General features: G+C 72.0%; 24 protein-coding genes and 3 pseudogenes. 12 read left to right on the top strand and 15 right to left on the bottom strand.

The annotated features are described in order from the left end of the window. Nucleotides 1-223: 223 nt before the first annotated feature. The 7 genes and pseudogenes from ACFC1F_RS21655 (at nt 224) to ACFC1F_RS21625 (ending at nt 6,071) form a co-directional block, all read left to right on the top strand. Nucleotides 224-568 (top strand): hypothetical protein, encoded by a 345-nt coding sequence (locus tag ACFC1F_RS21655; RefSeq protein WP_376160428.1) that lies wholly within the window; start codon nt 224-226, stop codon nt 566-568. A 146-nt stretch (nt 569-714) separates the two neighbouring features. After that, the gene (locus ACFC1F_RS21650; RefSeq protein ID WP_376160426.1) at nt 715-1,293 is read left to right on the top strand and encodes a diguanylate cyclase; all 579 of its coding nucleotides are present in this window, start codon (nt 715-717) and stop codon (nt 1,291-1,293) included. Then, nucleotides 1,290-1,835 (top strand): DUF6328 family protein, encoded by a 546-nt coding sequence (locus ACFC1F_RS21645; RefSeq protein ID WP_376160424.1) that lies wholly within the window; start codon nt 1,290-1,292, stop codon nt 1,833-1,835. Before ACFC1F_RS21650 ends, ACFC1F_RS21645 begins: the two co-directional genes overlap by 4 nt. A gap of 469 nt (nt 1,836-2,304) precedes the next feature. Further along, nucleotides 2,305-3,745 (top strand): annotated as a pseudogene (locus tag ACFC1F_RS21640) (catalase); the annotation flags it as partial. A gap of 143 nt (nt 3,746-3,888) precedes the next feature. After that, nucleotides 3,889-5,073: a zinc-dependent alcohol dehydrogenase gene (locus ACFC1F_RS21635; RefSeq protein WP_376160422.1), complete on the top strand. Its 1,185-nt coding sequence runs from the start codon at nt 3,889-3,891 to the stop codon at nt 5,071-5,073. Nucleotides 5,074-5,215: 142 nt separating this feature from the next. Next, nucleotides 5,216-5,509, top strand: a pseudogene (locus ACFC1F_RS21630) (SDR family NAD(P)-dependent oxidoreductase); the annotation flags it as partial. Nucleotides 5,510-5,573: 64 nt separating this feature from the next. Beyond that, complete coding sequence (locus ACFC1F_RS21625) at nt 5,574-6,071, top strand: SDR family NAD(P)-dependent oxidoreductase (protein WP_376160420.1); 498 nt, start codon at nt 5,574-5,576, stop codon at nt 6,069-6,071. A 242-nt stretch (nt 6,072-6,313) separates the two neighbouring features. Here the strand turns inward: ACFC1F_RS21625 and ACFC1F_RS21620 are convergent, their stop codons facing one another. Then, nucleotides 6,314-6,547: a hypothetical protein gene (locus tag ACFC1F_RS21620; protein ID WP_376160418.1), complete on the bottom strand. Its 234-nt coding sequence runs from the start codon at nt 6,545-6,547 to the stop codon at nt 6,314-6,316. 144 nt (nt 6,548-6,691) lie between these two features. On the opposite strand from ACFC1F_RS21620, the gene ACFC1F_RS21615 reads away from it, so the two are divergent. Continuing rightward, nucleotides 6,692-6,946: a hypothetical protein gene (locus ACFC1F_RS21615; RefSeq protein WP_376160416.1), complete on the top strand. Its 255-nt coding sequence runs from the start codon at nt 6,692-6,694 to the stop codon at nt 6,944-6,946. A 62-nt stretch (nt 6,947-7,008) separates the two neighbouring features. Here ACFC1F_RS21615 and ACFC1F_RS21610 read toward each other — a convergent pair whose 3' ends face one another. Then, on the bottom strand, nt 7,009-8,190 hold the full coding sequence (locus tag ACFC1F_RS21610; protein WP_376160414.1) for a YbdK family carboxylate-amine ligase: 1,182 nt from the start codon (nt 8,188-8,190) through the stop codon (nt 7,009-7,011). A gap of 285 nt (nt 8,191-8,475) precedes the next feature. Here ACFC1F_RS21610 and ACFC1F_RS21605 point away from each other — a divergent pair, with 285 nt between their 5' ends. Next, nucleotides 8,476-9,444, top strand: coding sequence for an LLM class F420-dependent oxidoreductase (locus ACFC1F_RS21605; protein ID WP_376160412.1), 969 nt, complete (start codon nt 8,476-8,478; stop codon nt 9,442-9,444). 321 nt (nt 9,445-9,765) lie between these two features. On the opposite strand, the gene ACFC1F_RS21600 is transcribed toward ACFC1F_RS21605, so the two are convergent. Beyond that, nucleotides 9,766-10,275 (bottom strand): hypothetical protein, encoded by a 510-nt coding sequence (locus ACFC1F_RS21600; protein ID WP_376160410.1) that lies wholly within the window; start codon nt 10,273-10,275, stop codon nt 9,766-9,768. Nucleotides 10,276-10,500: 225 nt separating this feature from the next. Beyond that, a complete protein-coding gene (locus ACFC1F_RS21595; protein WP_376160408.1) occupies nt 10,501-11,052 on the bottom strand; it encodes a hemerythrin domain-containing protein in 552 nt (183 codons plus the stop codon). Between the two features lie 311 nt (nt 11,053-11,363). On the opposite strand from ACFC1F_RS21595, the gene ACFC1F_RS21590 reads away from it, so the two are divergent. Together ACFC1F_RS21590 and ACFC1F_RS21585 are read left to right on the top strand one after the other, a co-directional pair. After that, nucleotides 11,364-11,687: a plasmid stabilization protein gene (locus ACFC1F_RS21590; protein WP_376160406.1), complete on the top strand. Its 324-nt coding sequence runs from the start codon at nt 11,364-11,366 to the stop codon at nt 11,685-11,687. Between the two features lie 113 nt (nt 11,688-11,800). Further along, on the top strand, nt 11,801-11,995 hold the full coding sequence (locus ACFC1F_RS21585; protein ID WP_376160404.1) for a hypothetical protein: 195 nt from the start codon (nt 11,801-11,803) through the stop codon (nt 11,993-11,995). A gap of 491 nt (nt 11,996-12,486) precedes the next feature. On the opposite strand, the gene ACFC1F_RS21580 is transcribed toward ACFC1F_RS21585, so the two are convergent. The 5 genes from ACFC1F_RS21580 to ACFC1F_RS21560 all read right to left on the bottom strand — a co-directional run bounded on the left by ACFC1F_RS21580 (nt 12,487) and on the right by ACFC1F_RS21560 (nt 18,582). After that, nucleotides 12,487-14,829: a Helicase associated domain protein gene (locus ACFC1F_RS21580; RefSeq protein WP_376160402.1), complete on the bottom strand. Its 2,343-nt coding sequence runs from the start codon at nt 14,827-14,829 to the stop codon at nt 12,487-12,489. 61 nt (nt 14,830-14,890) lie between these two features. Next, a complete protein-coding gene (locus ACFC1F_RS21575; protein ID WP_376160400.1) occupies nt 14,891-15,322 on the bottom strand; it encodes a hypothetical protein in 432 nt (143 codons plus the stop codon). After that, a complete protein-coding gene (locus ACFC1F_RS21570) occupies nt 15,319-16,026 on the bottom strand; it encodes a helix-turn-helix domain containing protein (protein ID WP_376160398.1) in 708 nt (235 codons plus the stop codon). Before ACFC1F_RS21570 ends, ACFC1F_RS21575 begins: the two co-directional genes overlap by 4 nt. Beyond that, entirely contained in the window at nt 16,023-18,239 is a 2,217-nt protein-coding gene (locus ACFC1F_RS21565; protein WP_376160396.1) for a hypothetical protein, read from the bottom strand. Before ACFC1F_RS21565 ends, ACFC1F_RS21570 begins: the two co-directional genes overlap by 4 nt. A gap of 7 nt (nt 18,240-18,246) precedes the next feature. Continuing rightward, complete coding sequence (locus ACFC1F_RS21560; protein ID WP_376160394.1) at nt 18,247-18,582, bottom strand: helix-turn-helix domain-containing protein; 336 nt, start codon at nt 18,580-18,582, stop codon at nt 18,247-18,249. Nucleotides 18,583-18,969: 387 nt separating this feature from the next. Here ACFC1F_RS21560 and ACFC1F_RS21555 point away from each other — a divergent pair, with 387 nt between their 5' ends. Continuing rightward, on the top strand, nt 18,970-19,692 hold the full coding sequence (locus ACFC1F_RS21555; RefSeq protein WP_376160393.1) for an HNH endonuclease family protein: 723 nt from the start codon (nt 18,970-18,972) through the stop codon (nt 19,690-19,692). Nucleotides 19,693-20,249: 557 nt separating this feature from the next. Here the strand turns inward: ACFC1F_RS21555 and ACFC1F_RS21550 are convergent. From ACFC1F_RS21550 to ACFC1F_RS21525, 6 genes and pseudogenes are all read right to left on the bottom strand, one after another. Next, the gene (locus ACFC1F_RS21550) at nt 20,250-22,385 is read right to left on the bottom strand and encodes an LGFP repeat-containing protein (protein WP_376160391.1); all 2,136 of its coding nucleotides are present in this window, start codon (nt 22,383-22,385) and stop codon (nt 20,250-20,252) included. A 350-nt stretch (nt 22,386-22,735) separates the two neighbouring features. Then, the gene (locus ACFC1F_RS21545; protein WP_376160389.1) at nt 22,736-23,167 is read right to left on the bottom strand and encodes a hypothetical protein; all 432 of its coding nucleotides are present in this window, start codon (nt 23,165-23,167) and stop codon (nt 22,736-22,738) included. A gap of 87 nt (nt 23,168-23,254) precedes the next feature. Further along, nucleotides 23,255-24,436, bottom strand: a complete 1,182-nt coding sequence (locus ACFC1F_RS21540; RefSeq protein ID WP_376160387.1) for a hypothetical protein — start codon at nt 24,434-24,436, stop codon at nt 23,255-23,257. Nucleotides 24,437-24,607: 171 nt separating this feature from the next. Beyond that, nucleotides 24,608-24,781, bottom strand: a complete 174-nt coding sequence (locus ACFC1F_RS21535) for a hypothetical protein (RefSeq protein ID WP_376160385.1) — start codon at nt 24,779-24,781, stop codon at nt 24,608-24,610. A 552-nt stretch (nt 24,782-25,333) separates the two neighbouring features. Then, the gene (locus ACFC1F_RS21530) at nt 25,334-25,534 is read right to left on the bottom strand and encodes a hypothetical protein (RefSeq protein ID WP_376160383.1); all 201 of its coding nucleotides are present in this window, start codon (nt 25,532-25,534) and stop codon (nt 25,334-25,336) included. Then, nucleotides 25,531-25,761: pseudogene (locus tag ACFC1F_RS21525) on the bottom strand (hypothetical protein); the annotation flags it as partial. The pseudogene ACFC1F_RS21525 and the gene ACFC1F_RS21530, both read right to left, overlap by 4 nt.

The raw sequence follows: 25,761 nt of genomic DNA, 5'->3' as shown, positions 1-25,761 counted from the left end.
TGCGTGGCCGGCCGTTCAGGCCCGGACACGCCAGCCGACAGCACCCGGTCGAGCGTCTACCTCCGCAGCCGCAGACCTCGTCCGGACGGAGCCAGCCGGTTCGGACGCCTCTGCGCCCGCGCGCCCACCACGCATCCCCGCTCCGGACTCCCCCGGCCGGCCCATGCAGCGGCCTCGCACCCGCCCGGCGGCGGGTAGCGGCGACTCGTCGTAGGTTGCGGACATGACCAGTGACGAGACGACGATCCCGGCCGTGGGGGTTCGCCCGCTGGACGAGGTGTTCGACGCGATCGAGTCCGCCCACCGGCGCCCGCAGCCCTGGACCGGTTTCGACCACGGGGTCCTCGGGGCCTACCGGTGGGCCGCCGAAGCCCAGGGCGAGGCACCGATCACCACCGCCGCCGCGCTCGGGGCCATGGGGCCGTGCCGGGCGCAGCTGCTGGCCGAGTGCCAGGCCGCCGCGGTCCGTCTGCGCGACGCCCTGAACGAGCGCACGGACCCCGCGTACGCCCTGGGCGCCTACCAGGCGTTGGCCTGGCTGTGCGGCCACCACGAGGACCGGCCCTGACCAGCGGCCCCGAGGAAACAGTGCCCGCCCTGACCGCTGTCCCGCCGGAGGCCGACCCCGTGCCCACGCCCAGTCCAAACACCCGGCTCCGGCGAAGGAGTGGGCGCTGCCGCCCTGACTTGCCGGGGGGCTTTGCCTCCGGCGACGTGGAGAACGCCAGTAGGCGTTTCCTCCTCTACGGGGTCCTGCCCTTGTGGTTCACCCCCGCCGTCGCGGACTGGGCGATGCACTGGCGGACCCGGATCGAGGACACCCGTGGCCTGCGCGAGTCCCTGATCCAGGCATTGATGATGGCCAAGGCCGGCGCTCCGGTCGTTCTCGGCCTGACCTCCGGGATCAACCCGGTCCCGGCCACCGTGGCGGGCGCGGATCTGGTGCACGGGGCCACCGCCGTGTGGGACGTATCCCCGGCCACGGGAGAACGGGAGATCACCCCGATCGAGCAGCACGTCCACAGCTTCCTCGAGGTCCTCCCGCTCACTGCCGTGGCCTTCAGCGCCTGCCTGCACCGGGACCAGGTCCGGTCCCTCCTGCACGGCGAAGACTCCCGCCCGCAGTTGGCGCCTGCACCCCAACTCCCGCCCGCTGCCCTCCGGCTACCTGGCCGGCTTCGCCGCTGCCGTCACCGCGTTCATCGCCCTGCCCTACGGCGAGGAACTGGTGCGCTGCGCCCGTGCTCAGGCGGCCCGCTCCGGGCACTGCCCGTAGGCCGGGGGATCCGTTGACCAAGAACGACGGCGACGGCGCACCGGGCCGGGACGAGACGCCCCAGGAGCGGGCCGACCGGCTCTGGAACGAGATGCTCCAGGAGGTCCGTGTGTGCCAGACCGGCGCGCAGATCCTCTTCGGCTTCCTCATCGGCGTGACCTTCACCCCGCGCTTCGCCGCCCTGCCCGACTTCGACAAGAACCTCTACGTCGCCACCGTCGTCCTCGGCGCTATCGCCACCGGCGCCCTCATCGCACCCGTGGCCTTCCACCGCTTCCTGGCCGGCCACGGCATGAAACCCGAGCTCATCCACGTCGCCGGCCGCCTCATCGCCATCGGGCTCACCACCCTGGCCCTGACCATCTCCGCCGCCCTGCTGCTCCTGCTGCGCACCGCGACCGGCAGCCCGGCCGCCGCGTGGACGCTGAGTGCCGTCGTGCTGTTGTGGTTCACCACCACCTGGCTCGTCCTGCCCCAGGTCGTGCTCCGGCGCACGGCCGCACGCCAGGCGGCCTTGCGCGAGCACGGCGGCACCGGCGGCGACCAGCCCACGCGATGACAGCCCCTTTTGCCGTCCAGCCGAGGTGGCACCGTACCCGCGTCGCCGCATCGCCGAGGATGGAACGGAGGTCGATCTCCCTTCTTGCACTGTCCGCGGCAGCCGGCGCAGCGGGAGGCCAGGCCCGCAAGGCCTCCGTGAACCCGGCTCGACCAGCGCAACCCGCACCATGTCGAGCTGGCGATCCGCTCGCACACGCCCGGCCGGGCTGTCGGTCCCGTCCCGGGTTCTTGCCCAGCGGGTGGTATCACGCCACTTCGGCCCCCCACGCTCAACCGTTCCACCAGGTGGGCCCGGTGGAGGGCGGCGACGGGTTCGAGGAGTTCAGGATGGCGCAGCAGGGCGGCGGCTACACGGCCGCCCAAGAAGCTGCTGGCGAGACATCATGAGCACCACCGCAGCCCCGACCGTCGAGAACCTGCACGTGCAGGTCCTGAAGTTCCCGACCGACTCGCCGGAGGCGGACGGCCGCCTGGTCAACGCCGAGGGCGCCGGCACGCTGGTCAAGTGGCACTGGACGCCGAAGGCCGGCGTGCACTCCCTGGTCTGGGAGGAGGCGCAGCTGCTGGCCGGCATGGACCCTGACTTCCACCGCCGCGATCTCGCGGACGCGATCGAGGCCGGCAGCTTCCCCGAGTGGGAGCTCGGCATCCAGACCTTCCCCGACACGCCGGAGCAGACGTTCGCGGGCATCGACCTGCTGGACCCGACGAAGATCGTCCCGGAGGAGCTCGCCCCGGTTCAGCCGGTCGGCCTGCTCACCCTGAACGCCAACCCGACGAACTTCTTCGCCGAGACCGAACAGGTCGCCTTCCACCCGGGGCACCTGGTGCCGGGCATCGACATCACCGACGACGCGCTGCTGGCCGGCCGCCTCTTCTCCTACCTGGACACCCAGATCACCCGGCTTGGCGGCCCGAACTTCGCGCAGATCCCGGTCAACCGCCCGCACGCGCCCGTCAACGACATGCTCCGCGACGGGTTCCACCAGGACGCTGTGCACTCCGGCGTTGCCCCGTACAAGCCGAACTCGCTGGACGGCGGCTGCCCGTTCTTCGCCGGGCCCGGCGAGCACGCCTTCATCGAAACACCCCGTCCCGGTCGCCGCCGCGGCCAAGGTCCGCGAGGCGCCTGCGTCGTTCGCCGACCACTTCAGCCAGCCGCGCCTGTTCTGGCTCAGCCTCAGCCCCGTCGAACGCGAACACGTCATCGCCGCCTACACCTTCGAACTCTCCAAGGTCTACGAGCAGGCCATCAAGGAGCGGGCCCTGACTGTCCTGGCACGGGTCGACGAGGTGCTCTGCCGCGAGGTCGCCCAAGGACTCGGCCTGCCCGCTCCCCAGGCGCCGGCCGGCGCCCTGGTCGAGGTCGCGCCGAGCCCGGCCCTGTCCCAGGTCGGGCAGCGGTGGCCGGCCACCGGCCGGGTGCTCGGCATCCTCACCGCCACCACCAGCGACGTGGGCACGGTGCGGCAGCTGCGGGAAGCCGCACGCGATGCCGGACTGCTGCCGCTGATCATCGCACCCACCGGGGCGCCGCTGGCGGACGACCTCGCCGTGCAGCGGACCTACGCCGCAGCCTGGTCCGTCGAGTTCGACGCGCTCCTAGTGGCCGGCACTCCCGCGCGCGGCGCCGACGACCACGGCGCCCGGGACGCCAAGTCCGGCGCCGTCGCCGGCGGCCAACCAGCCCTCGACTCCCGCGCCGTCCTCCTGGTCAACGAGGCCTACCGGCACGCCAAACCTCTCGCCGGCTCTGCGGATGCCCGCGGCCTGTGGGCGGCGGCCGGGGTGGATCCGCAGGCACCCGGCGTGTTCACCGAGACCGAGGCAGCGCAGGCCGTCTCGGCCGTCGTGTCGCAGCTCGGCACGCACCGGGTCTGGGAGCGCTTCCCGGCACCGACCCTGTGAGCGCTCCGACTGCTCAAGACCGACCTCGGGGCCGAGGGCCCGGGGCCCTCTGCCGCCACAGCGGCAGAGGGCCCCGTTTCGCGGGCGGGGACGTGGACAGACGCGGGAGAGCGAGTCTTGGTTCGGCCCCGTGAGGAGTAACCATGAAGGCCTTGACCTGGCACGGCAGGCGGGATGTCCGCGTCGACACCGTTCCCGATCCGGCCATCAAGGATCCGACCGATGTGATCATCAGGGTGACCAGCAGCGGACTGTGCGGCTCCGACCTCCACCTCTACGAGGTCCTCGGTCCCTTCCTCGACGTCGGAGACATCCTCGGCCACGAACCGATGGGGATCGTCCAGGAAGTCGGGCCCGAGGTCACCACCGTGCGTGTGGGCGACCGGGTGGTGATCCCGTTCAACGTCTCCTGCGGGACCTGCCACACCTGCAGGCAGGGCCTGCACTCGCAGTGCGAGACCACCCAGGTGCGGGAGTACGGCAGCGGGGCCTCGCTGTTCGGCTACACCAAGCTCTACGGGCAGGTCCCCGGCGGGCAGGCCGAACTGCTACGCGTCCCGTTCGGGAACAACCTGCCGATCACGGTGCCGCACGGGCCCGAGGACGACCGCTTCGTCTTCCTCTCCGACGTACTGCCCACCGCATGGCAAGCCGTCGAGTACGCGGCCGTGCCCGAGGGCGGCAGCCTCGTTGTCCTGGGCCTGGGGCCGATCGGCGACATGAGCTGCCGGGTCGCCCTGCACCGCGGCGCCGGTCAGGTGATCGGCGTCGACCTCGTCGGCGAACGCCTCACCCGGGCCAGGCACCGCGGCGTGCACGTCCTGAACCTGACCGAGCACGGCAAACACCTCGCCGACGTCATCCGCGACCTCACCGACGGCCGCGGCCCGGACGCCGTCATCGACGCGGTCGGCATGGAAGCCCACGGCTCACCCGCAGCGAAACTCGCCGCCCAGGCCACCAACCTGCTGCCGAGCGCCCTCGCCGCCAAGATGATGGAACACGTCGGCATCGACCGCCTCCACGCCCTGTACCTCGCCATCGACATCGTGCGACGCGGCGGCACCATCTCCCTCTCCGGCGTCTACGGCGGCCAGACCGACCCGCTACCGCTGCTCACCATGTTCGACAAACAGATCCAGCTCCGCATGGGCCAGGCCAACGTGCACCGCTGGGCCGGCGACATCCTCCCCCTGCTCACCGACGACGACCCGCTGGGCGTCGACACCTTCGCCACCCACCACGTCCCCCTCGACGACGCCCCCTCGGCGTACGAGATGTTCCAGAAGAAACAGGACGGCGCCGTGAAGGTGCTCTTCAATCCCTGACCTCCCACCAGCCCCGAGTCCGGGAGCCACCATGACCGAACGACCGCACCGCTTCGCCGCCCTAACCGCCCTGGTCACCGGGTCCTCCTGAGGGCTCGGCCTGCTCGTGGCCCGGGAACTGGCCCGCCACGGCGCCCGGGTCATGCTCTGCGCCCGCGACGCGAACGCCCTCGGCCGGGCCGAGCGCCAGCTGCGAGCCGACGGAGCCGACACCGCCTCCCTCAGCTGCGACCTCACCGACCCCGACACCCCCCGCCGACTCCTCGACGCAGTACACGCACACTTCGGCCCCCTCGACATCCTCGTCAACAGCGCCGGAACCATCCAGATCGGACCCCTGGACGCCATGCGCGAGGAGGACTTCCGCCAGGCCATGGAGACCATGTACTTCGCACCGCTGCGCCTCACCCTGACCGCCCTTCCCGATCTGCGAGCCAGCACCGCCGGCACGGTGGTGACGGTCTCGTCAGTCGGCGGCCGGATCCCCGCCCCCACACCTGATGCCGTACGCGGCCGCCAAATTCGCCGCCGCGGGCTTCTCCCAGGGCCTGCGCGCAGAACTCGCGGGGACGGGTGTCAGCGTCACCACCGTCCTGCCGGGCCTGGTGCGCACCGGATCGCACACCGCCGCACGCTTCCACGGCCGCCCCGGAGCCGAGTACGCCTGGTTCGCCGCCGCGGCCTCCACACCGCTGCTCTCGATGAACGCCGAACGCGCCGCCCGCGCGATCGTCCGGGCCGCCGAGCGTCGCCGCCCCGAACTGGTCCTCACCCCCGCGGCCAAGGTCGGCGTCCGCCTGCAGGGGCTCGCGCCCGCCACCACCGCGCGGCTGCTCGGCTTGGTCGCCCGGGCCCTGCCCGCCGCCGGAAACCGGCCCCGCCACGACGTTCAGGGGTCCCGCGCGGCGGAGCAGTCCAGCCTGCCGACGTGGACAACCGCCCTCGGGGACCGGGCCGGCGCGCGGTTCGCGGAACCCCGCCCGCGCAGCGGACCCTGAGCGCACCGCTGACACACCCGCCCCAGCCAGTCGGTGCGCCACGCGGGCGTACGGGTCGTCGAGGACGAGTGGATCGAGCACTACCCCACGGACACCGCAGTCGGCGAGCAGGCGGCCAGCCCGGTGCTGCGGGCGGGGGCAGCGGGTAGGAAGTTCGGCCGGGAGGATGGCCGCCCCCGCGCCGGGGCCGGCAGGTCGGGGTGCCTTGAGGTGTCAGTGTCGGTATGCCTATGTCCTGGTGTTCAGGAGGAGAGAGGCCCGCCGAGGACCGGTCCATGGATGCCTTGATGCTGTCGGCGCTGGACCGAGGCGTCCACGCCGAGGATGCCCGAAGCGGCAATGTGGGCGGCGAGGGCGAGCCGCTCGGCCGCGGTGGTCTCGCGCACGATCTTGTCGTCGAGGCACTGCGGGCAGGCCAGGTTGCAGCGCACGATCGGGGACCAGCACATGTGAGTGAGTGCCTGGGGGCAGGTCATCCGGCAGCTGCTCGTCACGGGGATCGCGTCCGCTGGTGCCGGTGGCATGCTCGGGGGATCGCACCTCGTCTACCAGAGGGAGTCCGCTGATGCTCGTGCCGTCCGCGCTGGAGCGGCGTCCGGACGGATGCGGTGAGAGGCTGGGTGATCGGGGCGTTCGGCGAACCGGGCGAGCCGGAGCGGTTTCTGGTGGTGCTCGTCGACGGTCGGCGGCTGGTGACCGGGGAGCTTTCCGAGCAGCAACGGGCCCAGCTCGGATCGCTCGTTGCCGGGCGGATTCGCGCGCCGCATCCTGGCACGCGGTCGATGCTGCGCTGGCTCCATCCTGTGCTGGCTGTCGACGTCGAGCTGAAGGATGGTCGGGTGCGCCGACTCGCGCTGCCGGCCGCGGGCGGCTGAGCGGTCCGCCAACGGCAGGCCTGGCGCGTGCTCTGTCATGTCGGCTCGCTGCCAAGCGTCGGTCAGAACAAGGCCGCGACGCTGTCGAGCCGGCGAGGTCCCGGGGCGGGCAGCGAGGACCAGAGTTTCAGTCCGGTGTCGGCCGTGCGGCGGGCGAGATCGTCGACGACGTCGCTCAGTGAGCCGCAACGGCCGAAGACGTTCCGTTGCCGGTCGCTGCCCGTACCGCAGGTCAGCCGATGATGGGCAAGCAGCCGTGCGACTTCCAGGTCGCCTGTTCCGGCCAGAGCGGGAGTCGCCAGCTTGAGCAGGTCGGCGACGAGCCGTGACATCGGCAGCCGGTGTCCGGCGGACGGGTCCGTGCCAGTGCTGGTCAAGCCGCCGAGCACAGCCTGCCGATGGGCTTCCTGCAGAACCGCCGAGGCCATGCGCGGCGGCGGGATGCCGCTGCGATGGGCGGCCAGGAAGGTGTGGGCGAGCCCGCGCAGAAGGACGGCCAGCAGGAGCGGAATGTCGACGTCCGCATTGCTGTCGGCGATCCTCACCTCCAGGGTGGGCAGGTGCGCGGACGGCCGGGCGTACCAGTACAGCATCTTCCGATCGAGGATCACGTGATGGGCGATCAGCCGCTCCAGCGTCCGCTCGTACCCGCTCGGGTCCAGAACCGGGGCGGGCCCGCAGGTGGGCCACGCCAGGTAGCGGCCGGCGCGGGTGCTCGCGGCGCCGCGATCCCGGCCCTCGCAGAACGGCGAGTTCACGCACAGCGCCTGCAGGACCGGCAGCCAAGGCCGCATGTGCATGCTGATCGCCAGGGCTTCGGCCCGGTCAAGGTCTCCGAGGTGGACGTGGCAGCCGCAGATCTCGCCGCCCATCTGGTGGGCGGCGCCGCCCACGTGCGCGGCGATGCGCCGGTAACGGCCGGTGGGCGTGAGCGGCAGTGGGTGCTTGCTGGGCAGGACCGCAGTGCCGGAGGCCACCAGAAGGCACCCGGCGTTCTCGGCCGCGGCGGCCATGGCCTGGCGCGCGGCCGCCAGCTCCGAGTGCAGGGCAGCAGCGGTCGTGACCGGGCGCGTGCATGTCTCGACCTGAGTGGCCAGGAACTCGTGCTGAGCCCGGACGCCAAGCCTCCGGGCGGCGTGCGGCACCACGAGGTGGGCACGGGGGACGGTGAACCGTGTGGCCGGATCGACCAGCAGGAACTCCTCCTCGACGCCGAACTTGAGGGCGTCGTCCCGGCCGCTCACCGCGGTGCTCCGGCCCCGGCAGCCGGCACCCGGCCGAGGCGTCGACGCGTTCGGCCGCGCGCTGGGCCGCACCGTGTGCGGACAGGACTCTTTGTCATGGCGTTGTGCTCCCGACTCAGGGGGTCATCCGGGCGTGTTTCCCTCACGCTTGGCCGGAAACAACGGCGCTGCTCCTCGTCGGGGCGCCTGTGGCGGCGGGCCGGACGACCAGTACCGTGTCGGGTCAGTCGTATGGGGATGCGCCGCTCGGTGTGAGGGATGCTGTGATCGGGGCAGGCGTGGGTCATGGTGCAGATCGGATACACGATGATGACCGAGCAGCGTGATCCACGCGGGCTGGTTGCGGACGTGGTGCGCGCCGAGCAGGCCGGTTTCGACTTCTCGGTGATCTCGGACCACTCCTTCCCCTGGCTGGACGAGCAGGGTCACGCCCCGTATGCGTGGTCGGTGCTAGGCGCCGCCGCGCAGGCCACCTCCCGGATCCCGCTCATGACCTACGTGACCTGCCCGACTTTCCGCTACCACCCAGCCGTGGTGGCGCAGAAGGCCGCCACGGTGCAGTTGCTGTCCGATGGCCGCTTCCGGCTCGGTCTGGGCAGCGGGGAGAACCTCAACGAGCACGTGATCGGCCGGGGCTGGCCCGCGGTGCCGGTGCGACAGGCGATGCTCGCCGAGGCGGTCCAGATCGTCCGGGCGCTGTTCGACGGCGGGTACGTGACCCGCCGGGGCCGGTACTTCGACGTCGAGGGCGCCCGGCTGTGGGATCTTCCCGACCGGCCGCCGCCGATCGGGATGGCGGTGTCCGGGCCGGACTCCTGCGAACTTGCCGGCCGACTGGCCGACCTGGTGATCGCCGTCGAGCCGGACCCGGCGCTGATCACCGGCTTCGCCGAGCACCGCGGAGCCGGGAAACCGGCGGTGGGCCAGCTGCCGGTGTGCTGGGACGGCGACCGGGGCACCGCCGTACGACGGGCCCACGAGCAGTTCCGCTGGTTCGGCGGTGGCTGGAAGGTCAATGCCGAGCTGCCCGGGACGGCGGGATTCGCCGCTGCGAGCCGCTTCGTCCGCCCGGAGGACGTCGCCGAGGCCGTTCCTTGCGGCGACCGGATCGAGGACTTCGTCGAAGCGGTCCGGCCGTTCGTCGACGCGGGCTTCGGCGAGGTCGCTCTGGTCCAGGTCGGCGGCGACAGCCAGCCCGCGTACCTTGAGTGGGCCGAGAGCACCCTGCTGCCGGCGTTGCGCGCGGCGTTCTGAATCTGACCCGGGCCGCATCTGCTCCCCACGCCGGGATGCGGCTGGCTCTGTTCGGGCAGTGGCGGGCGGTGGTAGCGCTCGGCCGGGTTCTGTGGTGCGTCCTGGTCGCTCATCGTCACCACCGTCATGGGTGGACGCGTCTCGTGGCAGCTCTCGGCCGTGCCGGTCACGCCCGTCGTGTCTGTCCGCACAGGCACACCGCCGTCGTGCGCACCGTAGGGCCCCGGCTCCGTTCACCCCGCTGGTGACAGCGACCGGCTCGTCTGCCCTCAGCCGGTCCGGGCTGCCTCTCCCGTCTCAGCGGGGAGCCCAGCCGCAGCCTCATGCCATGCCGGCGCCCGCAATGTTCAGGCGTTCCACGAGGCGTACCCGGTGCAGGCGGGCGACGGGTTCGAGGAGGTCGGGATGGCGCAGCAGGGCGGCGGCATTGGTGTCGTAGGTACCGGGGCCGGTGAGGCGTTCCAGGGCGCCGGCTGCGGCGTGGTGCTCGGTTGCGGCGAGCGCCCGGTGGGCGTGCGCGGCGAGGACGGGGTCAGCGAGCAGGCAGGCGGCCCAGCTGACCACGGTCTCGTCGACCCAGGTACGCCAGGCGTCGTCGTCGGGGTGGGGGGCGAAGCCGGTGAGCCAGTCGAGCCCCTCGGCTCCGCCGGGGCCCAGCAGGTCCAGGAGTCGGACGTCCATGGCGGTGGGGTAGCGAAGGGCGGCGGCGAGGGTGGTGGCCTGCCGGGCCTGAGCTTCGACGAGGGCGCGGCTGAAGGCACCTTCGGGTGGTGAGTAGGCGGTCAGGAGCCACCGTGCGCAGGCGGCAATGACGGGTGTCAGGTCGGGCACGGCGATCGATCCCTCGGGACTGTGCTCGTCCGTGTCCGGTGGTTCGGGGAAGCGAGCTGTCAGGTGCGGAGCCGCGCTGCCCCGCTCGTGGCCGACCAGTCTAGGCGGCTTCTCGCCGCCGGGGCATGACCCGCATCACGCCTGCCCGACCGGGCTCCGGGGCCGAGCCGTCCGTGTGCGGTCCGGCCCCGGGTCCCGCAGTCGCCCGTCCGTGGCGGGGGTGGTTCAGGACTTGCCGCGGCCGGTGACGAAGTCGCGGGCCCGGTCGACCAGACCGACACCCGGCGCGAGCAGTTTGCTCGCCGTGGGGGCGGCGGGGTGCGGGCGGGTGGGTGCCATGGTCTTGGCCCTGCGGATCTTGTCCCCGAGGTCGTCCAGCTGCTCGGCGGTACAGGCCCGGCGCAACATGGGGAACAGGTTGTTCTCCTCGTCCTGGACGTGGGCGGCAACCTCGTCCATGAGCTGCTGCAGCAGTGGGCTCATCTGCGGATCATCGGTCCTCGTCCTTTCCAGCTGCTTCAGGATGTCCTCGACCCGGCCGTGGTCGGCGATCTCCTTGTCCGCGAGCCGGTCGCCGCCCTGGACGTGCTGGCGCACCGCCGGGTAGAGGTACTGCTCCTCGGCGACGGAGTGGCGGACCAGCTCGATGGTGACCTCGTCCACTACGCCGCGCAGCTGCTGGCCCTGTCCGGTCATCGCCTGGATCCGGGCGAACATCTCCTCCACCTCCCGGTGGTCCGTCATGAGTTCCTCGATCACGTTTCCGCCGTGTCCCATGACACGTCCGCCTCTCGCTGGCTTTCGTTTCCGGCCGGGTTCGTCCCGCCCATCGGGCAGTGGTTCCCCGGACAGGTGGGCGGTACGAGCACCGGTGAAGGCGCCTCACCCGATCGGAGGCCGATCGCGGTCACGTCCGCGGCGGCTGTCCCGAGGCCGGGAAGCGCCTGTCCCGCAAGTGATCGGACGCGCCGTGCGCCGGATCGGGCCGGGGCCGGCAGCACCTGCCGACGCATCTGTGGGGGCATGCGCACGAGTCGCGTCCTACGTTCCGGGTAGACGATGCGGCGCACCCGCGAGAAGGAGGAGCCATGCCTGCCGGTTCGAGCAAGAAGCGTGAGCGACAGTACGAGCACATCAAGGACAGCGCGCTGGAGCGCGGGGAGAGCGAGGAGCGGGCCAAGGAGATCGCGGCCCGAACGGTGAACAAGGAACGGGCCCGGCACGGCGAGTCGAAGACCGCCTCCCGCTCCTCCACCCACGACATGTCCTCCTCCCGGCGAGGCGGACAGCGCTCGCACTCCGGCTCCGAGGGGCCGACGTTCGACCAGCTGTACAACGAGGCCAAGCAACGCAACATCCACGGCCGCTCGAAGATGAACAAGAAGCAGCTCGCCAGCGCCCTCGGCCACTGACAGCCCCGGCCCCCGAGCGCTCTGACGCGGGCCTCTGCACCCACCAGGCACCCGCGCGGGAACGCCGGAGTGCACCGGATCCGCCACCCGACCAGACGAGAAAGGACGATGCCATGAGCACGGATGACACACGCACTCCCGAGGCGAGCGACGCCTCGCGGGACGACAACAGCACGGCACGGGAGCGGTCGGCGGAGGAGCGCGGCGTCACGGCGCCCACCCCGAAGGACGTCCGGGCCAAGGCCGACGACGTCGGCGGGGAAGACGAGGAACCCGAGCCGCCCGCGGCCGATACCAAGGCCCCGTGACCTGCGGCACACCTGTTGCCCGCCTGACTGTGCACTGGTTCCCCCGGGCGCGCGAGGCCATGGGACGCAACCGCCTGGTGGGACTCGGCGGCCGGCTCGAAGAGGCCGGGAAGCCTGTGCCAGTGACCTGCTGAAGGTTCCCAGCGCCACCGGGCGGGGACATGTCCCGACCTGCGGGGTGACGGAAGGAAGCGCAGCCGTGGACCGGACCACCGGCCTCTGGGGTGCCAGGAACCCGTACGCGCCGGGCGCACTCTGGCCCGCCCGCGTCGACCTCCAGCTGGCCGCCGGCCTGCGCGAGGCTGACGTGCACCGACCAAGGGTTCGGCCAGGCCTCGCTCGCGCAGCTGCCGGCCCCGCATCTTCTCGATCCGCCAAGGTGTGCGGGGTGCAGTTCGGCGACGACCGTTCGACCTGGTCCCGGAGACTTCCCGCCGGGCCGGTCCGGGGCAGGCCAGCTCGCAGTGGATGGCCGTGCAGTCGTGGTCGGGTCAGCCGGTGACGGTCTCGGCGTGCCGGTGGAGCGCGTCCAGGAGCGCGGCCTGGTGGTCGGTCAGCTTCCCGCCGGTGCGGGCCGTCGCCTGCTTGCGCAGCCAGGTACCGGGCCGGAACGCCAAGTCGTCGCCCAGGCCGGTGCGGTTTGCCGGGCCGTCCAGGGTGCCGCCGGCTGCGAGGTAGACGAGCAGGCGGCGGTAGGAGCGGTTCCAGTCCGGCTCCAGGCGCCACAGCTCGTCCAGCGCGTCGAGCTTGGTGACCTGGTACTTGGTGAGGTTGTCGGCCTTGCGCTGGCGGCGCATCCACGCGCCGACCGCGTAGTCGTCGAGCTTCGCGGTCGCCGGGATCGCGAGGTGGCCGTGCTGGTGGTGGAAGGCGGCGGCGTAGGCGTGGCCGCGTTCCCAGGCGTTGGCGTTCTTCGACCAGATCATGCCGAGCGCGTCCAGCTCGCTGACCCGGGCGGGGTCGAGCAGGCCCTGGCCGTGGAGGTGGCGCTGGCGGGTGAGCCAGGAGATCAGCTCGGCGTGCTTCGTCTTGTCGGTGGGGTCGAGGTGGCCGTGCTCGATGTGGAACCTGGCTGCGACGGCGTGCATCCGCTGCCACTCGACTGCACGCGGGTTGAACGCCCGCAGCTTCACGGTTTGGAGGATCCGCGCCGCATGCTGCCTCGCGTTGATCCGCAGCCACTCGACCGGCGACTCCACCGGGACCGGCCGCTGCTCGCCCTCCCCGGCCTCGGCGGCCTCGCCCTCGGCCGGCTTGGCCGCGATGGTGTGCGCGGTGCCCTGCGAGCGGCCAGCGCGCAGCTCGGTGATCCGGCCGACCACCCGGGCGTCGTGCGCCGCCAGGGCGCGCAGGACCCGCCAGATGGTGCGGAAGGAGGAGGCCTCGATCTCGGCGTCGGCCTCGGCCTTCACCGCCTCACCGGCGTCGTGGACCTCAGCCGGATCGGCGGCCGCGGTGTCGTCGCCGACCTCCGGTGTCGGCAGGTAGACCGGGATGATGACCCAGGACACCTTGCCCTGCTGGTAAGACTGGCGCAGCGCCCGGCCGACGGCCTGGACGATGTCGATGACCGACGACTTCGGGTCCGCGAAGCACACCGCGTCCACGGCACGGACGTCGATTCCTTCCGACAGGAGGCGGGCGTTGGCGAGGATGCCGCACTCCTCGCCGTCCTCGCCGGTGTGGGCCTTGAACTCGGCGAACGCGGCCCGGCGGTCCTTGAGCCGGTCGGTGCCGGCCACCGCCTTCGCCCAGATCCGCTCCGGACGGTCCGCATCGGGCAGCAGCTCAGAGGCGTCCAGCAGGGTGTTCGCGAACTCCCGTGCCGCGGACACCCGGGAGTGGAAGGTGATGACCCTCCTGAGCCCGAGGTCGGCGACCGCGCGCAGCACCGCGATCTGCAGGGCCAGGCGCAGCAGCTCCTCGTTGGAGCGCTGGGATCGCAGGTCCGCGATGGCCGGGAGGTTGAGAAGTTCGCGCAGGTCCTCGTCGGTGACGACCGGCACGAGGACGCGGTAGTCGGCGAGGTAGCCGTGCTCGATGCCCTGGCCGAGCGTCCACTCGTACGCGATCTTGCCGTAGACGCTGGTGTCCGTCATGGAGACCAGCACGGGCAGGGTCTCTCCGGTGAGGTCGTCCAGGCCGGCTTCGGCCGTGGAGTCGTCGGCGACGCGCGGGGTGGCGGTGAAGTAGGCCCGGCGTTTCGCGGGGATCTTCGCGTCGTCGTGGACGGCGCCCCACGCCTTGCCCTCGGCGCCAGCGGTGCGGTGGGCCTCGTCGATGACCACCAGCTCCCAGGCGGGCAGGCCGTACAGCTGGTGGGCCTGGGTGATGCGCTCCATGCTGGCGTAGGTGGCGTAGACGGTGACCGGCTCGCCGGGCTTCACCGAGGTGACCAGGTCGGCGATGCGTGCGGCCTGGGTGGTCACGGCCGCGTCGATCCGGCCGCCGGCCTCCGCGCTCTCCAGTGCCTCCTCGCGCGAGCACGCCGCCACCGCAAGGCCCCGACGCCCGCCCCGCAGCGACCACGACTCCGCGGTCTGCTCCAACAGCTCGATCGTCGGCACCAGCACCAACACCCGGCCCTTGGCCGCCAAGCGCCGGGCGCACCCGGCGGCGATCAGTGTCTTGCCCGAGCCGGTCGCGGCCACGATCGTGACCCGGCCGCCGTCCTTGACCTCACGCACCCCCGCCGCGACGGCTTCCTTCTGGAACCAGTGCAGCGGCAACGGGTTCACGACGGTGCCGGAAGGCTGCATCGGGAGTGGCGTCTGGGCCCGGGTGCGCAGCCTGGCCGGCACCTTCTGCTCGGCGGTGGCGGTGGTGGTCTCCACGGCGGTGTTTCTCCTTCGGATGCTGAGACGGTACCGAGCAGCGAGCTGTCCAGGGGCAGGCTCAGTCGGGGTAGGCGTAGCGGTTGAGGGCGTCGATCAGGCTCTCGACCAGATCGCCGAACGGCGTGATCTCCCAGTCGGCGTCGAAGCAGTCCTCGGCCAGGAGGATGTCGGCGAGCTCGTCGGTCAGCTCCTCGGCGTCCTCCTGGCCCGGCGGTGTGGCCGGGTTGAGGACCACGCCGCGTTCCTCGGCGGCACGGCGCAGCAGGGCGAGTTGCTCGTCCGAGCCGGTGAACCAGGCCAGACGGTCGGGGTCCGGCGCGTGGGGTTCTCGGGTGGGGATGGCGAGGAGGCGGCGGGCGGTGCCGGGTGAGACATGAAGGTTCCAGGCGATCTGGCTGATCGTGTGGCCGGTGTCCGTCAGCTCGACGGCTTGGCGGCGCAGTGCCTCTCGCTCCGCGGCGCTGCGGTGGCGGGTGCGTCTGGTGCTCACCGGTTCTCCTCAGGGATCCAGCCGCGGACTTCGAGGTAGGCGATGTCGGCGTCCTCGACGGCGCGGCCGGTGTCCACCAGCCATGCCTTCATGGCCTCGGTGACGTCGCCGTGGTGGTCGGCGACGCGCTGGGACCATTCGGCGGCGTCGAACCCGCCGCTGGAGGCGGAGCCGTAGGTGCGCTCCTCGGTGCCGTCGGAGCGGGGGATGAACCCGCGCCGGATGCCGCCGGAGTCCTTCTCCGAGCCGGCCGAGTAGATGTACTGGTCGGCCTTCATCCGGACGGTGAAGGCGAGGCGGCCGCCGGCCTGGCCGGTCTCGTGCACCACAGGGGCAAGGTGGGAGGCGCCGGACTTGATGGCCTGCTTCCCGGCCCGGCCGGCCATGCTGCCGCCCGCCTCACCCACGACGTCCTTGCCCCGCACCCGGGCCTTCTGCCCGGTCTTCGTGCGGCGCCGCTCCACGTTCTCCTGGGCGACGGCGCCGAGCGCCTCGGTGTCGCGTTCGCCGCCGCGCACCGCGCGGACGACCTGGCGCAGCGCGCCGACGAACGCCTTTCCCTTGCCCTTGGTGAAGAACTGGGAGACGAGCGAGGCGTCGCGGCCGAGCATCCTGGCGACCTGGCGCTTGGTGTAGCCCTGGTCGATCAGCTCCTGGGTGAGCCTCGCGGCCTCGTTCGGCTGGTTCGGGTCGGCCGGGCTCACTGGTCGGTTCCCTTAGCGGCGAGTTCGGCGCGGCCCAGGCCGCGCAGCTTGAGGTACTGCTCCTGGCTGGTCGGGTGCTCGACGGGGCCGGTGAGGTGGCCCTTGAGCAGGTAGTCGCCCACCTCGCCCCGGTAGGGCCAGGGCTGGCGCTCGGTCAGGGCGATGCCGTCGGTGCCGAAGTAGACGACCGTGCCGGGCTTGGCGTGCAGGGCACCGGCGTACCCGATGACGTCCTTGCCCTGGCGGTACTTCATGTCCAGCAGCGCCGCCCGCGCCCCCGACCACACGTAGGCGGCCCACTCGGGGTGCGCGTACGGGTCGCGGGAGAACCCGGCCTGCCGCTGCCAGGTGACCACCTGGTCGTCCTGGCCGAGGATCTCTACCCCGGCCGGGAGCGCCTCGCCCAGCGGGGTGGTGCCGGAGACCAGGCGCGGGCGCTGGGCGAAGCCGCCCAGGCCGAACAGCAGCACCGACCGGACGGCGCGGCTGGCGAGGTAGGCGGCGGTGCGCTGCCGCTCGTCGCCGTGCAGCTTCGAGAGGTTGGTCAGGTCCGCCCAGGCGGACTTCAGCCGCTTGCCCCAGTCGTCGAGCGGTTTGCCGTCCTCGAAGAGCAGGCCGCCGAGGATCTCGATCCGCCACGGCATCAGGTGGTTGGACAGCGCGAGGTGGACCTCCGCGCCGCCCGCCCACGTCGTGAAGGTGGCGCCGGGCTCGGCCGGGTAGACCCAGGCGCGGTCCCCGGTGACCGGGGCGGGCAGCAGGCCGACGTGGTTCCACCCGGCCGGGACGGTGACGCGCACGTTCCAGTGCGAGCAGGACATCAGGGCCTTGGTCTGCTCCTGCTCGGTCATGGCGGCGAACGCGGCCGCGGTGATCCGGCGCGAAGTCCCGACCGGTGACTTCCACAGGTGCTTCGCGTAGGCGAACGTGCGGTCGTACTCCACCAGCGCGGGCAGCTGCTCCGGCACCCGCGGCGGCAAGATTAGCTCGGTGCGGCCCTGACCACCGGTCGCGTGCAGCAGACCCCGCAGCTCCTCGGACAGGACCGGGAAGCCGCCCGCCCACTTGCCGGTGGTCGGGATGGTGCGCGACCACAGGTCCCGGCCGGTCTGCGACGGCGAGCCCATCAACACCGCGTCGTCCCAGTGCCGGCGCAGCGCCTGCCACAGCAGCCGGAACGCGTCCCGGCAGGTGACGACGTCGGCGCCGTCCGCGTCGAACCACTCCCCCATGCTGCGGATCTCGGTGGTGCCGCTGTCGGGCGCGGCGGCCGGGGCGTAGCGGCCGACCGGCTGGCGCTGGTGGACGAAGTGCCCGGCCAGCCTGTCCCGGCCCGTGCCGACGGCGGTGGTCCACCGCTCGCTCGGGGTGTTCAGCCACGCGGCGACCGCGTCCTTGAGCGTGCTGTAGCGCTCGGCACCGTCGTGCCACGGGGCGCCGGCGGTGATGTAGATCCGCTCGGTACCGGGCGCAGCGTGCAGGACGGCGTCCAGGATCTCGCCCGGGGTGCGGGCGCCGAGGTCGACCCGGACGACCTGGTCGCGGACCGCAAGCATCCCGGCCGCGGCGTCCAGGAACACCGTGGAGCGGGCCTGCTGGACGAAGTTCGGGCGCTTCGAGGCCAGGCCGCTGGTGACGGCCTCGAACCGGGCACCGGCCGGGCCCTCCGGGAGAGACGGCAGCTCGCGCGGACCGGCCTCGACCACCGGAGGCACCGGGGCAGCGACCGGAGCGACCGAGGCTGCCGGGACGACCGGCACGGCAATAGCTGGCGCGGCTGGGGCTGGCTGCTCGGCGACGGCCTGGTCCTCGACCTCGGCGGGGGCCGGCTGCTCGACGACGGGGGCCGGGCGAGTCAGGACCGGGGCCACCGCGGCGGGCTCGGCGACCGGCTCCGCCTTCGGCACCACGACGGGCGCGGGCACAGCAGTGGCGGCCTGGTCCTCGACCTTCGCGGTCCGGACGGCGGCCGGAGTCGGGTCCAGCAGCGGGGCGATCCGCACGACGTCGCCGACCGACAGCCCGGAGGCCTTCGCGATGGCCGGCGCCTGGGCGCCCTCGTACCCCGCGAGTTCGCTGATCCGGCGGGCGCGCTGCTGGTTGAGCTTGTCGAGCGCGGCCTGCGCGGCCACGACCGTCTTCTCGGCCTTGCCGATCTCCTCGCGCAGCGGGCGCAGCTCGGCGACCTTCGCGGTGTACGTCTTGCGGTCCATCAGACTCTCACTCTCCTTCCGTGGTGTCGGTGCTGGTGTCGATGCCGAGGGGGCGGGCCTGGCGGGCGAGGGTGAGCCAGCCGTCCGGACCCCGGGTGCCGTGGATGTCGGCCAGGCCCGCGAGCAGGAAGGCGTACGCGCCGCGCCTCGGGGCCCGGGGCTGGGCGGTACCGGCCTCCCACTTGGCGAAGGTCTCCCGCCGGGTGTCCAGGGCCGCCGCCACCTCGACCTGGGTCAGGCCGGCCGCCTTGCGCAGCCGCTCCCGCTCGACGGGTTCCGGCAGATCCCCGCCGTCCCTCGCCTTGGCCAGCAATGCGTCGACCGCCGCAAAGATCTCACTCATCACATACCTCCACGCAAGAAAGATAGCATAGAACATCTCATGTAGCGCAGCAGTATTAATCGCACATGCATAGCAGGATGACCGCATTAGGTGCGCATACATCGTGGGTGGGTCTGCTGCCGCCGCTCGGGCCCGGCCACCGCGTGATAGTCGGGCCGACCGGCCTACTCGGTCGCGGCCTTCGGTCGGGCCCGGCAGCAGCCGCAGCCGGGCGGCGGCGCAGCAGGCGGATTGCGGCGACCACGTTCGCTCCGCCCGGAACGGCGAAACGGGGAGTCCAAGCGACGGGCAGGCGAACCGGTTCTGCAGTGAAAGCCGTCCCCCAGCCGGGTGAGAGCGCGGACAACGCTGCCGTGCGCCGCGGGCCGGGCCTGGTAGACCCGATGCGTGATCAAGCACCTGCTGCGGGCCGCGCCCGTGCTCGCCCTGGCCGTTGTCAGCCTCGCCGCCCCTGCCTCCGCCGCTCCCGCGCCCGCGTGGGCGGCCCAAGCCCGTTCGACCGCGGCCACCCCTCGCATTGCCCCCTCCTCCGCGGCGAACGTGCCACTGTTCCAGGCACTGTCCTGGATCGAGGAGGCTCCGGAAGGCACACGGGACGGCTACAGCCGAGAGCAGTTCAAGCACTGGAACAAGGGCCTCAACCCCACGGACGGCTGCGACACCCGCAAGGAGGTCATCCTGTCCGAGGCGCTGGAGGCACCCGAGATCGGGCCGAAGTGCGTGCTGACGGGCGGACGGTGGTGGTCGGAGTACGACCAGAAGTGGATCACTTCGGCGAAGGACCTGGACGTCGACCACATGGTCCCGCTCGCCGAGGCATGGGACTCGGGGGCGGCCACCTGGACGGCGGCGCGCCGTGAAGCGTACGCCAACGACCAGGGCGCGCCGAACAGCCTGATCGCGGTCTCCGGGAGCTCCAACCGCTCCAAGGCGGACAAGGATCCGGCGGACTGGCTTCCCGTGCCGGACGACCGGTGCAAGTACACCGTCGACTGGGTGGCCGACAAGCTCCGCTGGCGGCTGACTGCCGACGCCGGCGAGCACGAGGCACTCTCCCGGCTTGCCGAATCCTGCCCGACCGCCACCGTCAGCTACGACCAGGTTCCCTGACTGCCAGGGCTTCCCAGCCTCACTCGCCACCATCCATCAGGTCACGCGGAGGGTGGCCGGTTGTACCGGTCGGCTTGGCCGCCCTCCGCACCGGCCACCACCGAGATCCTCCGCGCCTGCCCGGTCCGCGCCACCCGCCGGTTGATGACCCTCCTGAGCCCGAGGTCCGTGTCCACGAAAGCTGCTGCGCTTCATCCAACGGATCCGCCAGACCGCTCACAGTCGCCGCCGCGGAAAGGATGGGACTGGCGAGCGCAGTGTGCCCCACTGTCAGATCGTTCCCGGTTTCCAGCCGTCGCCAGTCCCTCTGCCTTTCCCTACGCTCCCCCAGCACCGTCGGCCAGAGCTCCACGACCGTGTCCGCACCGAGACCAAGCAGGGCCCGGGGTCCGAGAAGCGGCTGCGGCAAATCGGCACCAGACTCAAGGGGCAGGTCGCCGAGCCGATGGGTGAGAACGCCGGCTTGGAGGACCGGGTCACCGGGGCCGGCCTCAAGGCTGAACTGCGCGCACGGCACGTCACGACCGTGGGTGCGGCCGCCAGGCCGGCGCTGTCGATCAGGGCTTGGGTGGTGGCGTGCCGCCGGAGGCGCTGACGGTGAAGGCGTCCTGATCGATGATCCGCTGGTTGCCGTAGAGGAGGCCGAGCAGATTGCCGCCTGCGGAGTTCTGCTTTCCGTCGATCATGCAGACGCTGTATCCGGTCGGTGCGGTGATGATCGTCAGGTCCGGGATGTGGCAGTTCTCGTGGACGGTCCGGCCGGGGCCGTTCGTGAGGGCTGCGCCCTCGTAGGTGGAGGCGAAGGGGTACTCGTCGCATTCCCTGTCCGGAAGACGCCGGCCGTCGCGCACCTTGCCCTTCCCGGGGCAGGACGTTTGGCGGTTGAAGTCCCGCCTCCTCTTTTCGGCCAGGCGGTGCAGCGGACGCCCGACGGCGCCGGGCAGTCCGGACCGGATGGCCTCCTGGACATGTCCGGTTTGCTCCGGGATCGATCCGGTCAGTTCGAGTTGGGGGGTGACGTAGGGGACCACACAGCCTTGCCGGTATCCGGCCCTGCTGGCCTTCAGGGTGGAATCGCAGCGGAACCCCGTATACCGCACGGTGGCCTCGGTGGTGGGCGTGACGTCCGGTGAGAGGTTTCCGAGACTCCAGACGATCTTCAAGTCGGTGTTCCACACGGCTTGGTCCGCCGCGGACTGCTCCTTCCACTTGAGGATGACCACCTTGGTCTCCTTGGGCTTGAGCACCTTCCCGCTGGCCGGGCCGTCGATGCTGTAGGCGTCGGTGCCGTGGCCGGCGTAGTCCGGCTGGTACTGAAAGGTCGGGGTACCGACGGTGCCGGTGAACTCGCCGAACTCCACTCGCAGTTCCTGGTTCATCTCCCCGGACCTGTGCGAACTCAGGATGCCCGTCTTCACGACGAAGGGGATCGCTCCCACCTGAGAACCCTTGGTGTCGTAGACGACGACTGTGCCGCGCTCCACCGAACAGGCGTTCTTCCTGGTGGCCCGCCACACTCCGTCCCAGGGGGCGTAGGTGCACCAGCCGGGAACGAAGGAGGCCTGGTCGTCCGGCCCGTCGATGACCGGATCGTCGTCCTCTGCGGCGCGCGGCGCGGAGGCGGCCGTCTCCTGGATGCAGGACCTTCCGCTCGTGCACGGGGCCAGGCTGATCGCCTTGTCCTGTGTGATCGGCGCGCCCTCGCCGAGCCGGGCGTCCGCGGCGAATTCCGGCCAGGTCACCGGCCTGGTGTCGTCGACGGTGGGTTCCGCATCCCCGCCCTCGGGATCCGACGCGGCCGCCGGGTCGGTGGGAAAGCCCATGGTGCCAAACTGGAAGTCCTGGTCCCAGGAGGAACCACGGGGCCGCTGGTCGGCGACGGGATAGCCGTACGGGCCGCGTTCGTAGCCGGACAGGGACCACTTGTCGAGCAGCCCCCCGCTGACCGGGTGCGCGCCGTAGGCGCCGGTCCAGTAGATCATCCCGTGCTCGAAGCGGGTGGCCCGTCCGATGCCGTCCGGGGTGCCGAACTCGTCGCTGACCGGGTAGCCGAGGTAACCGCCCTCCCAGCCCGCCTCGCCCCACTTGTCGCGGATGGCGCCGAGCACCGCGTAGGCCTCGTTGAGCTTCCAGTAGACGGTGCCGTGCTCGAAGTACTGGCGCCGGCCGATGCCGTCCGGGTTCACGGCCTCGTCGGAGGTGGGGTAGCCGAGCGGGCCGGCCTCGTAGCCGTTGCGGGCCCAGGCCGCGAAGAAGTGGTTCACCACCGGGTGGGCGCCGCCTTGCGGGGACCAGTAGATGGGGCCGTTGACGAACTCGGTGCGCTTGCCGGACCCGTCCGGGTTGGTGAGCTCGTCGGACTTCGGGAAGGACAGGAAGCTGTTCGGGCCGCCGAGTTCGTTGTACTTGTCGCGGATCGCCCCGCACACCTCGTACGGCGCCGGCCAGTACACCTGGCAGCCGGGAGCGGCGTCCCGCCGGGCCTCCAGGGTTTCGGCCCGGTCGGCGTCGGCCTTGCTGAAGCCGCGCGGCACGGCCTCGTGGTCCGAACGCATCTGCCCGGGCGTCACCTGGCTTTTCGGGGCCCGGGTCGCCCGCCAGCCGGACGGGGCAGGAGCAGCGTTGGCGACGGTGATCCCACCGATCATCGTGACCGCCATGACCACAGGTAGCAGCAGGCGCCGTACGAACACCAGTGATCCCCTCCCCCGATTCCGCGGCGGACCGGCTCCGCCGCCCGAGGACAGTAGATCGCTCGTACACTGTCCATGACAGTCCCTCACACGGGTGAACCTCCGCGTATCAGGCACGTTTCGCCTGACACACCACACAGCCGGCGACGCGTAGACCCAGGTTTCCCAGCGGGCCGCCGGTCCCCGTCACCCGTACGTCCGGCCCTGTCCCGGGCCGTCCGAAGCCCGACCATCTCCAAGTCCGTGCCGCCGCGCTCGGCCTTGTATTACCGCTGCGCCTCGACGCCCCCGGGACTCAACAAGCGGAGCCGATCCAGGCGATCAGCACAGCACCGTTCACGAGCCGGCCGTCAGTCGCCACTGGGCTGGGCGATCGCGAGGATCTCGGCGCGCACGGCGGCCGCCTCGGTGCCGGTCAGGGCTGCGATCTCTTCTGCGGGGACGGAGAGGGCGAAGTGCAGGAGCACGATGTCCTGCTGGCGGGAACCGAGGTGTGCCACGGGGCGTAGCGAGCCGGGGCTGGCCAGGAGGCATACCCGGTGGCGGAAGGCCTGCCAGGCGTGTGCGGCCGGGTTTGCGGTGCCGAGGAGGTGGGGCCATTCGTCTGCGAGGTAGCCGTGGGCTGCGCGCAGTGCGAGTTGTGCGTCGGCGGGGGCGAGGAGGAGGTTGGCGTAGTCGAGGTAGCGGTGGCGGTGGATGTCGTAGAGGGCTTGCAGGCCGAGTGTGTGGTCGGGGCGCGGTTCGGTGGTGGAGGTGCTGGCGCGGGGAGGTGTGGCGGGCATGGTGTCCCTCCGGGGCGGGGCGGCTTTCGGGTGGGTTCGCTGGCCGGGCGGCAGCTGGGTGCGGCTACCGCCCGGCCGGCGCGGGGGTCAGCCGAAGACGGCCGGCACGGTGGAGTGGGAGGCGCCATGTTCGGGAGTCCAGTACGGGTCCCGGGCCACCTGGACGTGCTCCCACAGTGGGCGTACGACGTCGGCGTCGGCGTTGAGCGCGTCGACGACCTTGTCGATGACGGGCCAGTCGGGTACGGGTGCGATGGCGGTCTGCTCGTCGAGGAGGCCGGTGACGTCGCGTGGGGTGAGGGGTCCGTTGGCCCGTTCGCACATGAGGGTGGGGGGCGGGCTGAAGGCGGCCAGGTGCAGTCCGCGCAGCGCCGAGCGCAGGGTGGCCAGGGCCTCGGCGAGGAGCTGGGTGTCGTTGCGGCGGATGACGGGGGGTTGTGGGCGGGCGCCTCGGGCGGTCTCCCACAGGATGCGCAGGTCGTCGGGGTTGCCGCGGCAGGTCGTGGTCATGGCGCGGGTGACGGGCCAGGAGGGCATCTTGTGCCCGGACAGGACCCGGCAGATGTAGGAGGGGGACACGTCGGCGGCCTTCGACATCGTCTTGATGGTGGCGCCCGAGGTCCGGTGGAGGTGGGACAGGGCCCGGGAGAGCTGGGCAGTGTCGCGGCGTTCGGTTCCGCGGCCCGGTGGCGCGTCGTCCTCGGGTGCCGGGTCGTCGGTGTCGGGCTCGCCTGCGGCGCCTTCGTGGTCCTGGCTCTCGACGGCTGCGGGGTGGGCGAAGACCGCCGCGAGGCTGGCCTCGATCGCCAGGCGGAAGGCGGGCTGCTGGGAGCGTGTTCGCAGGATTCGCGCGGAGCGTCGGCGGCGCAGGTACTCCTCGGTGTAGCGGCGCCCGGCGGCCTTCGGGGTCATGTGGAGCGTGCCGCCGATCACCTCCCAGGAGTGCTTCTGGTGGCGGGCTTGGCGGACCGCGTGCGCTTTGAGGTCTTCCAGGTCCTGCTCGATCAGCGTGATCTGCGCGAGCACCCTCAGGGGCTGGCGCATGCGGGTCAGGCGGTCGATCTCCTCGCCTCGTTCGGCGACGGCGCGGGAGGCGCCTGCCGCTCCCGCGTCCCGGGTGAGCACCAGCTTGCCCAGCTTCTTGTCCCTGCGGCTGGTGCTGGTGCCCGCACGGCGGCATTCCTCGGTGCAGTACTGGGGGGTCCGGCCGCGGTTGCGGGGGCGCGGGAAGGTCGCGTTGCACCGTCGGCAGGTCAGGTTCATCGTCATCGTGGTGGGTCTCCTGGCCCGGCCGCGTCCCGGGACGGGGCGCGCGGCGCGCGGGCATCTGTGGGGTCGTAACGCCCCGCGGATGGTGCGGGGGAAACACTCCGGCGGGCAGCCGGCGGGCCGGGGTCGGGCCGCCGTATCGGAGGGGATCCGGTACGGCGGCCCGGCCGCTCACAGCCGGGCTGTGGTGCCCAGCCGCAGGTAGGAGCCGCTCAGCCAGGGCAGAAGACCAAGCAGGGCCAGGGCCGGGGGCACGCCGTCGACCGTGGGTGCAAGCAGCAGCGGCGCGGCCAGCGCCGCGTTGGCGCCGTTGAGCCGGATGTTCACCACCAGGTCAACGGTCAAGCGGCGGCCCGTGGTTTGGAGACCCGCCGAACGCGGGATGTTACGGTCGGTCCCACCGTCCGGCGGTACCGGTGTACTGGCGGACTTGCTGCGGAGCGCGGACATCTGTCCTCCTCAAACGACGTGGCGAGGGAAGGCGGTGCCCCGGCATGCAGTTTTGGACGACCGGCTGCCGGGGCCCGCAAACCGCGACAGTAGTGGGCAGGACACGGACAGTGGTAGCCGCGCAGGCCATAAATGCGATTCCCCGTCATATCCGTTAACCTGCGCCTATTTTCGACCGCGGCTCCCCGCCGATCCATACAGGATCAGCCGCCCCAGGGACGCAATCGGGCACCAATGCTCACCACCGATCGCCCGGGCGCTCTGCCTCCCTGGAGCCCCCGTGCCGCGCACCCGCGACTACACCGACGCGGCCACTGACACGCTCCCCGGAACTTCGGCCGTTCCGTCGGAATCGGCCACCGGGCTGAGCCCGCCACCCGAGTCCGGCAATCCACAACTCCGCGCTGCGCGCCCGGACTGCCGACCCCCGCCCGGTCACGGTCACAGTCACCCGCCCACCCGCCCACCCGCCCCCCACCCGTCCCCGCCTCCGTGCGGGAGCAGCGGGGCGAGCGGTTCCAGGACCGGCAGGACGGTGGCCCGGGCCTGCTGGGCGCGGGTCGCCGGGGAGGTGGCGTCCAGCAGGGCGGCGAGCCGTTCGATGCTGTCGACGTGTGCCTGGTTGCGGACGGCTTCGAGGCCGGTCACCGGGCCTCCCGATCGGGGGCGGCCGCGGCCGGTGCCGGGCCCTGCTCGCCGGGCCGGGCGGGCGTGGTGTCGGCCGGAACGGGCTGCAGCACTGCGGTGTCGGCGATCACCCAGGCGGCCTGTGCGTCCTCGCCCCAGCGCACGTGGGCGATCCACGGTCCGGGGCCGGGGCGGCGGCGGGCGGTGACGAGGCCGGAGTGCCACCGGCCCGCGGTGCGGACCCAGGC

Origin of the sequence: Kitasatospora sp. NPDC056181, from assembly GCF_042266225.1 — a bacterium.
In the GTDB taxonomy this organism is placed as follows: Bacteria; Actinomycetota; Actinomycetes; order Streptomycetales; family Streptomycetaceae; genus Kitasatospora.
Note: the sequence above shows the minus strand (reverse complement) of the source record. Positions and strands in the feature narration are given on the sequence as shown.

Bases quoted from the DNA above. Each gene is read 5' to 3' on its own strand.
- ACFC1F_RS21655 (WP_376160428.1), top strand. From the start codon at position 224: ATGACCAGTGACGAGACGACGATCCCGGCCGTGGGGGTTCGCCCGCTG.
- ACFC1F_RS21635 (WP_376160422.1), top strand. From the start codon at position 3,889: ATGAAGGCCTTGACCTGGCACGGCAGGCGGGATGTCCGCGTCGACACC.
- ACFC1F_RS21625 (WP_376160420.1), top strand. From the start codon at position 5,574: ATGCCGTACGCGGCCGCCAAATTCGCCGCCGCGGGCTTCTCCCAGGGC.
- ACFC1F_RS21620 (WP_376160418.1), bottom strand. From the start codon at position 6,547: ATGACCTGCCCCCAGGCACTCACTCACATGTGCTGGTCCCCGATCGTG.
- ACFC1F_RS21605 (WP_376160412.1), top strand. From the start codon at position 8,476: ATGGTGCAGATCGGATACACGATGATGACCGAGCAGCGTGATCCACGC.
- ACFC1F_RS21595 (WP_376160408.1), bottom strand. From the start codon at position 11,052: ATGGGACACGGCGGAAACGTGATCGAGGAACTCATGACGGACCACCGG.
- ACFC1F_RS21590 (WP_376160406.1), top strand. From the start codon at position 11,364: ATGCCTGCCGGTTCGAGCAAGAAGCGTGAGCGACAGTACGAGCACATC.
- ACFC1F_RS21585 (WP_376160404.1), top strand. From the start codon at position 11,801: ATGAGCACGGATGACACACGCACTCCCGAGGCGAGCGACGCCTCGCGG.
- ACFC1F_RS21565 (WP_376160396.1), bottom strand. From the start codon at position 18,239: ATGGACCGCAAGACGTACACCGCGAAGGTCGCCGAGCTGCGCCCGCTG.
- ACFC1F_RS21560 (WP_376160394.1), bottom strand. From the start codon at position 18,582: ATGAGTGAGATCTTTGCGGCGGTCGACGCATTGCTGGCCAAGGCGAGG.
- ACFC1F_RS21545 (WP_376160389.1), bottom strand. From the start codon at position 23,167: ATGCCCGCCACACCTCCCCGCGCCAGCACCTCCACCACCGAACCGCGC.
- ACFC1F_RS21540 (WP_376160387.1), bottom strand. From the start codon at position 24,436: ATGACGATGAACCTGACCTGCCGACGGTGCAACGCGACCTTCCCGCGC.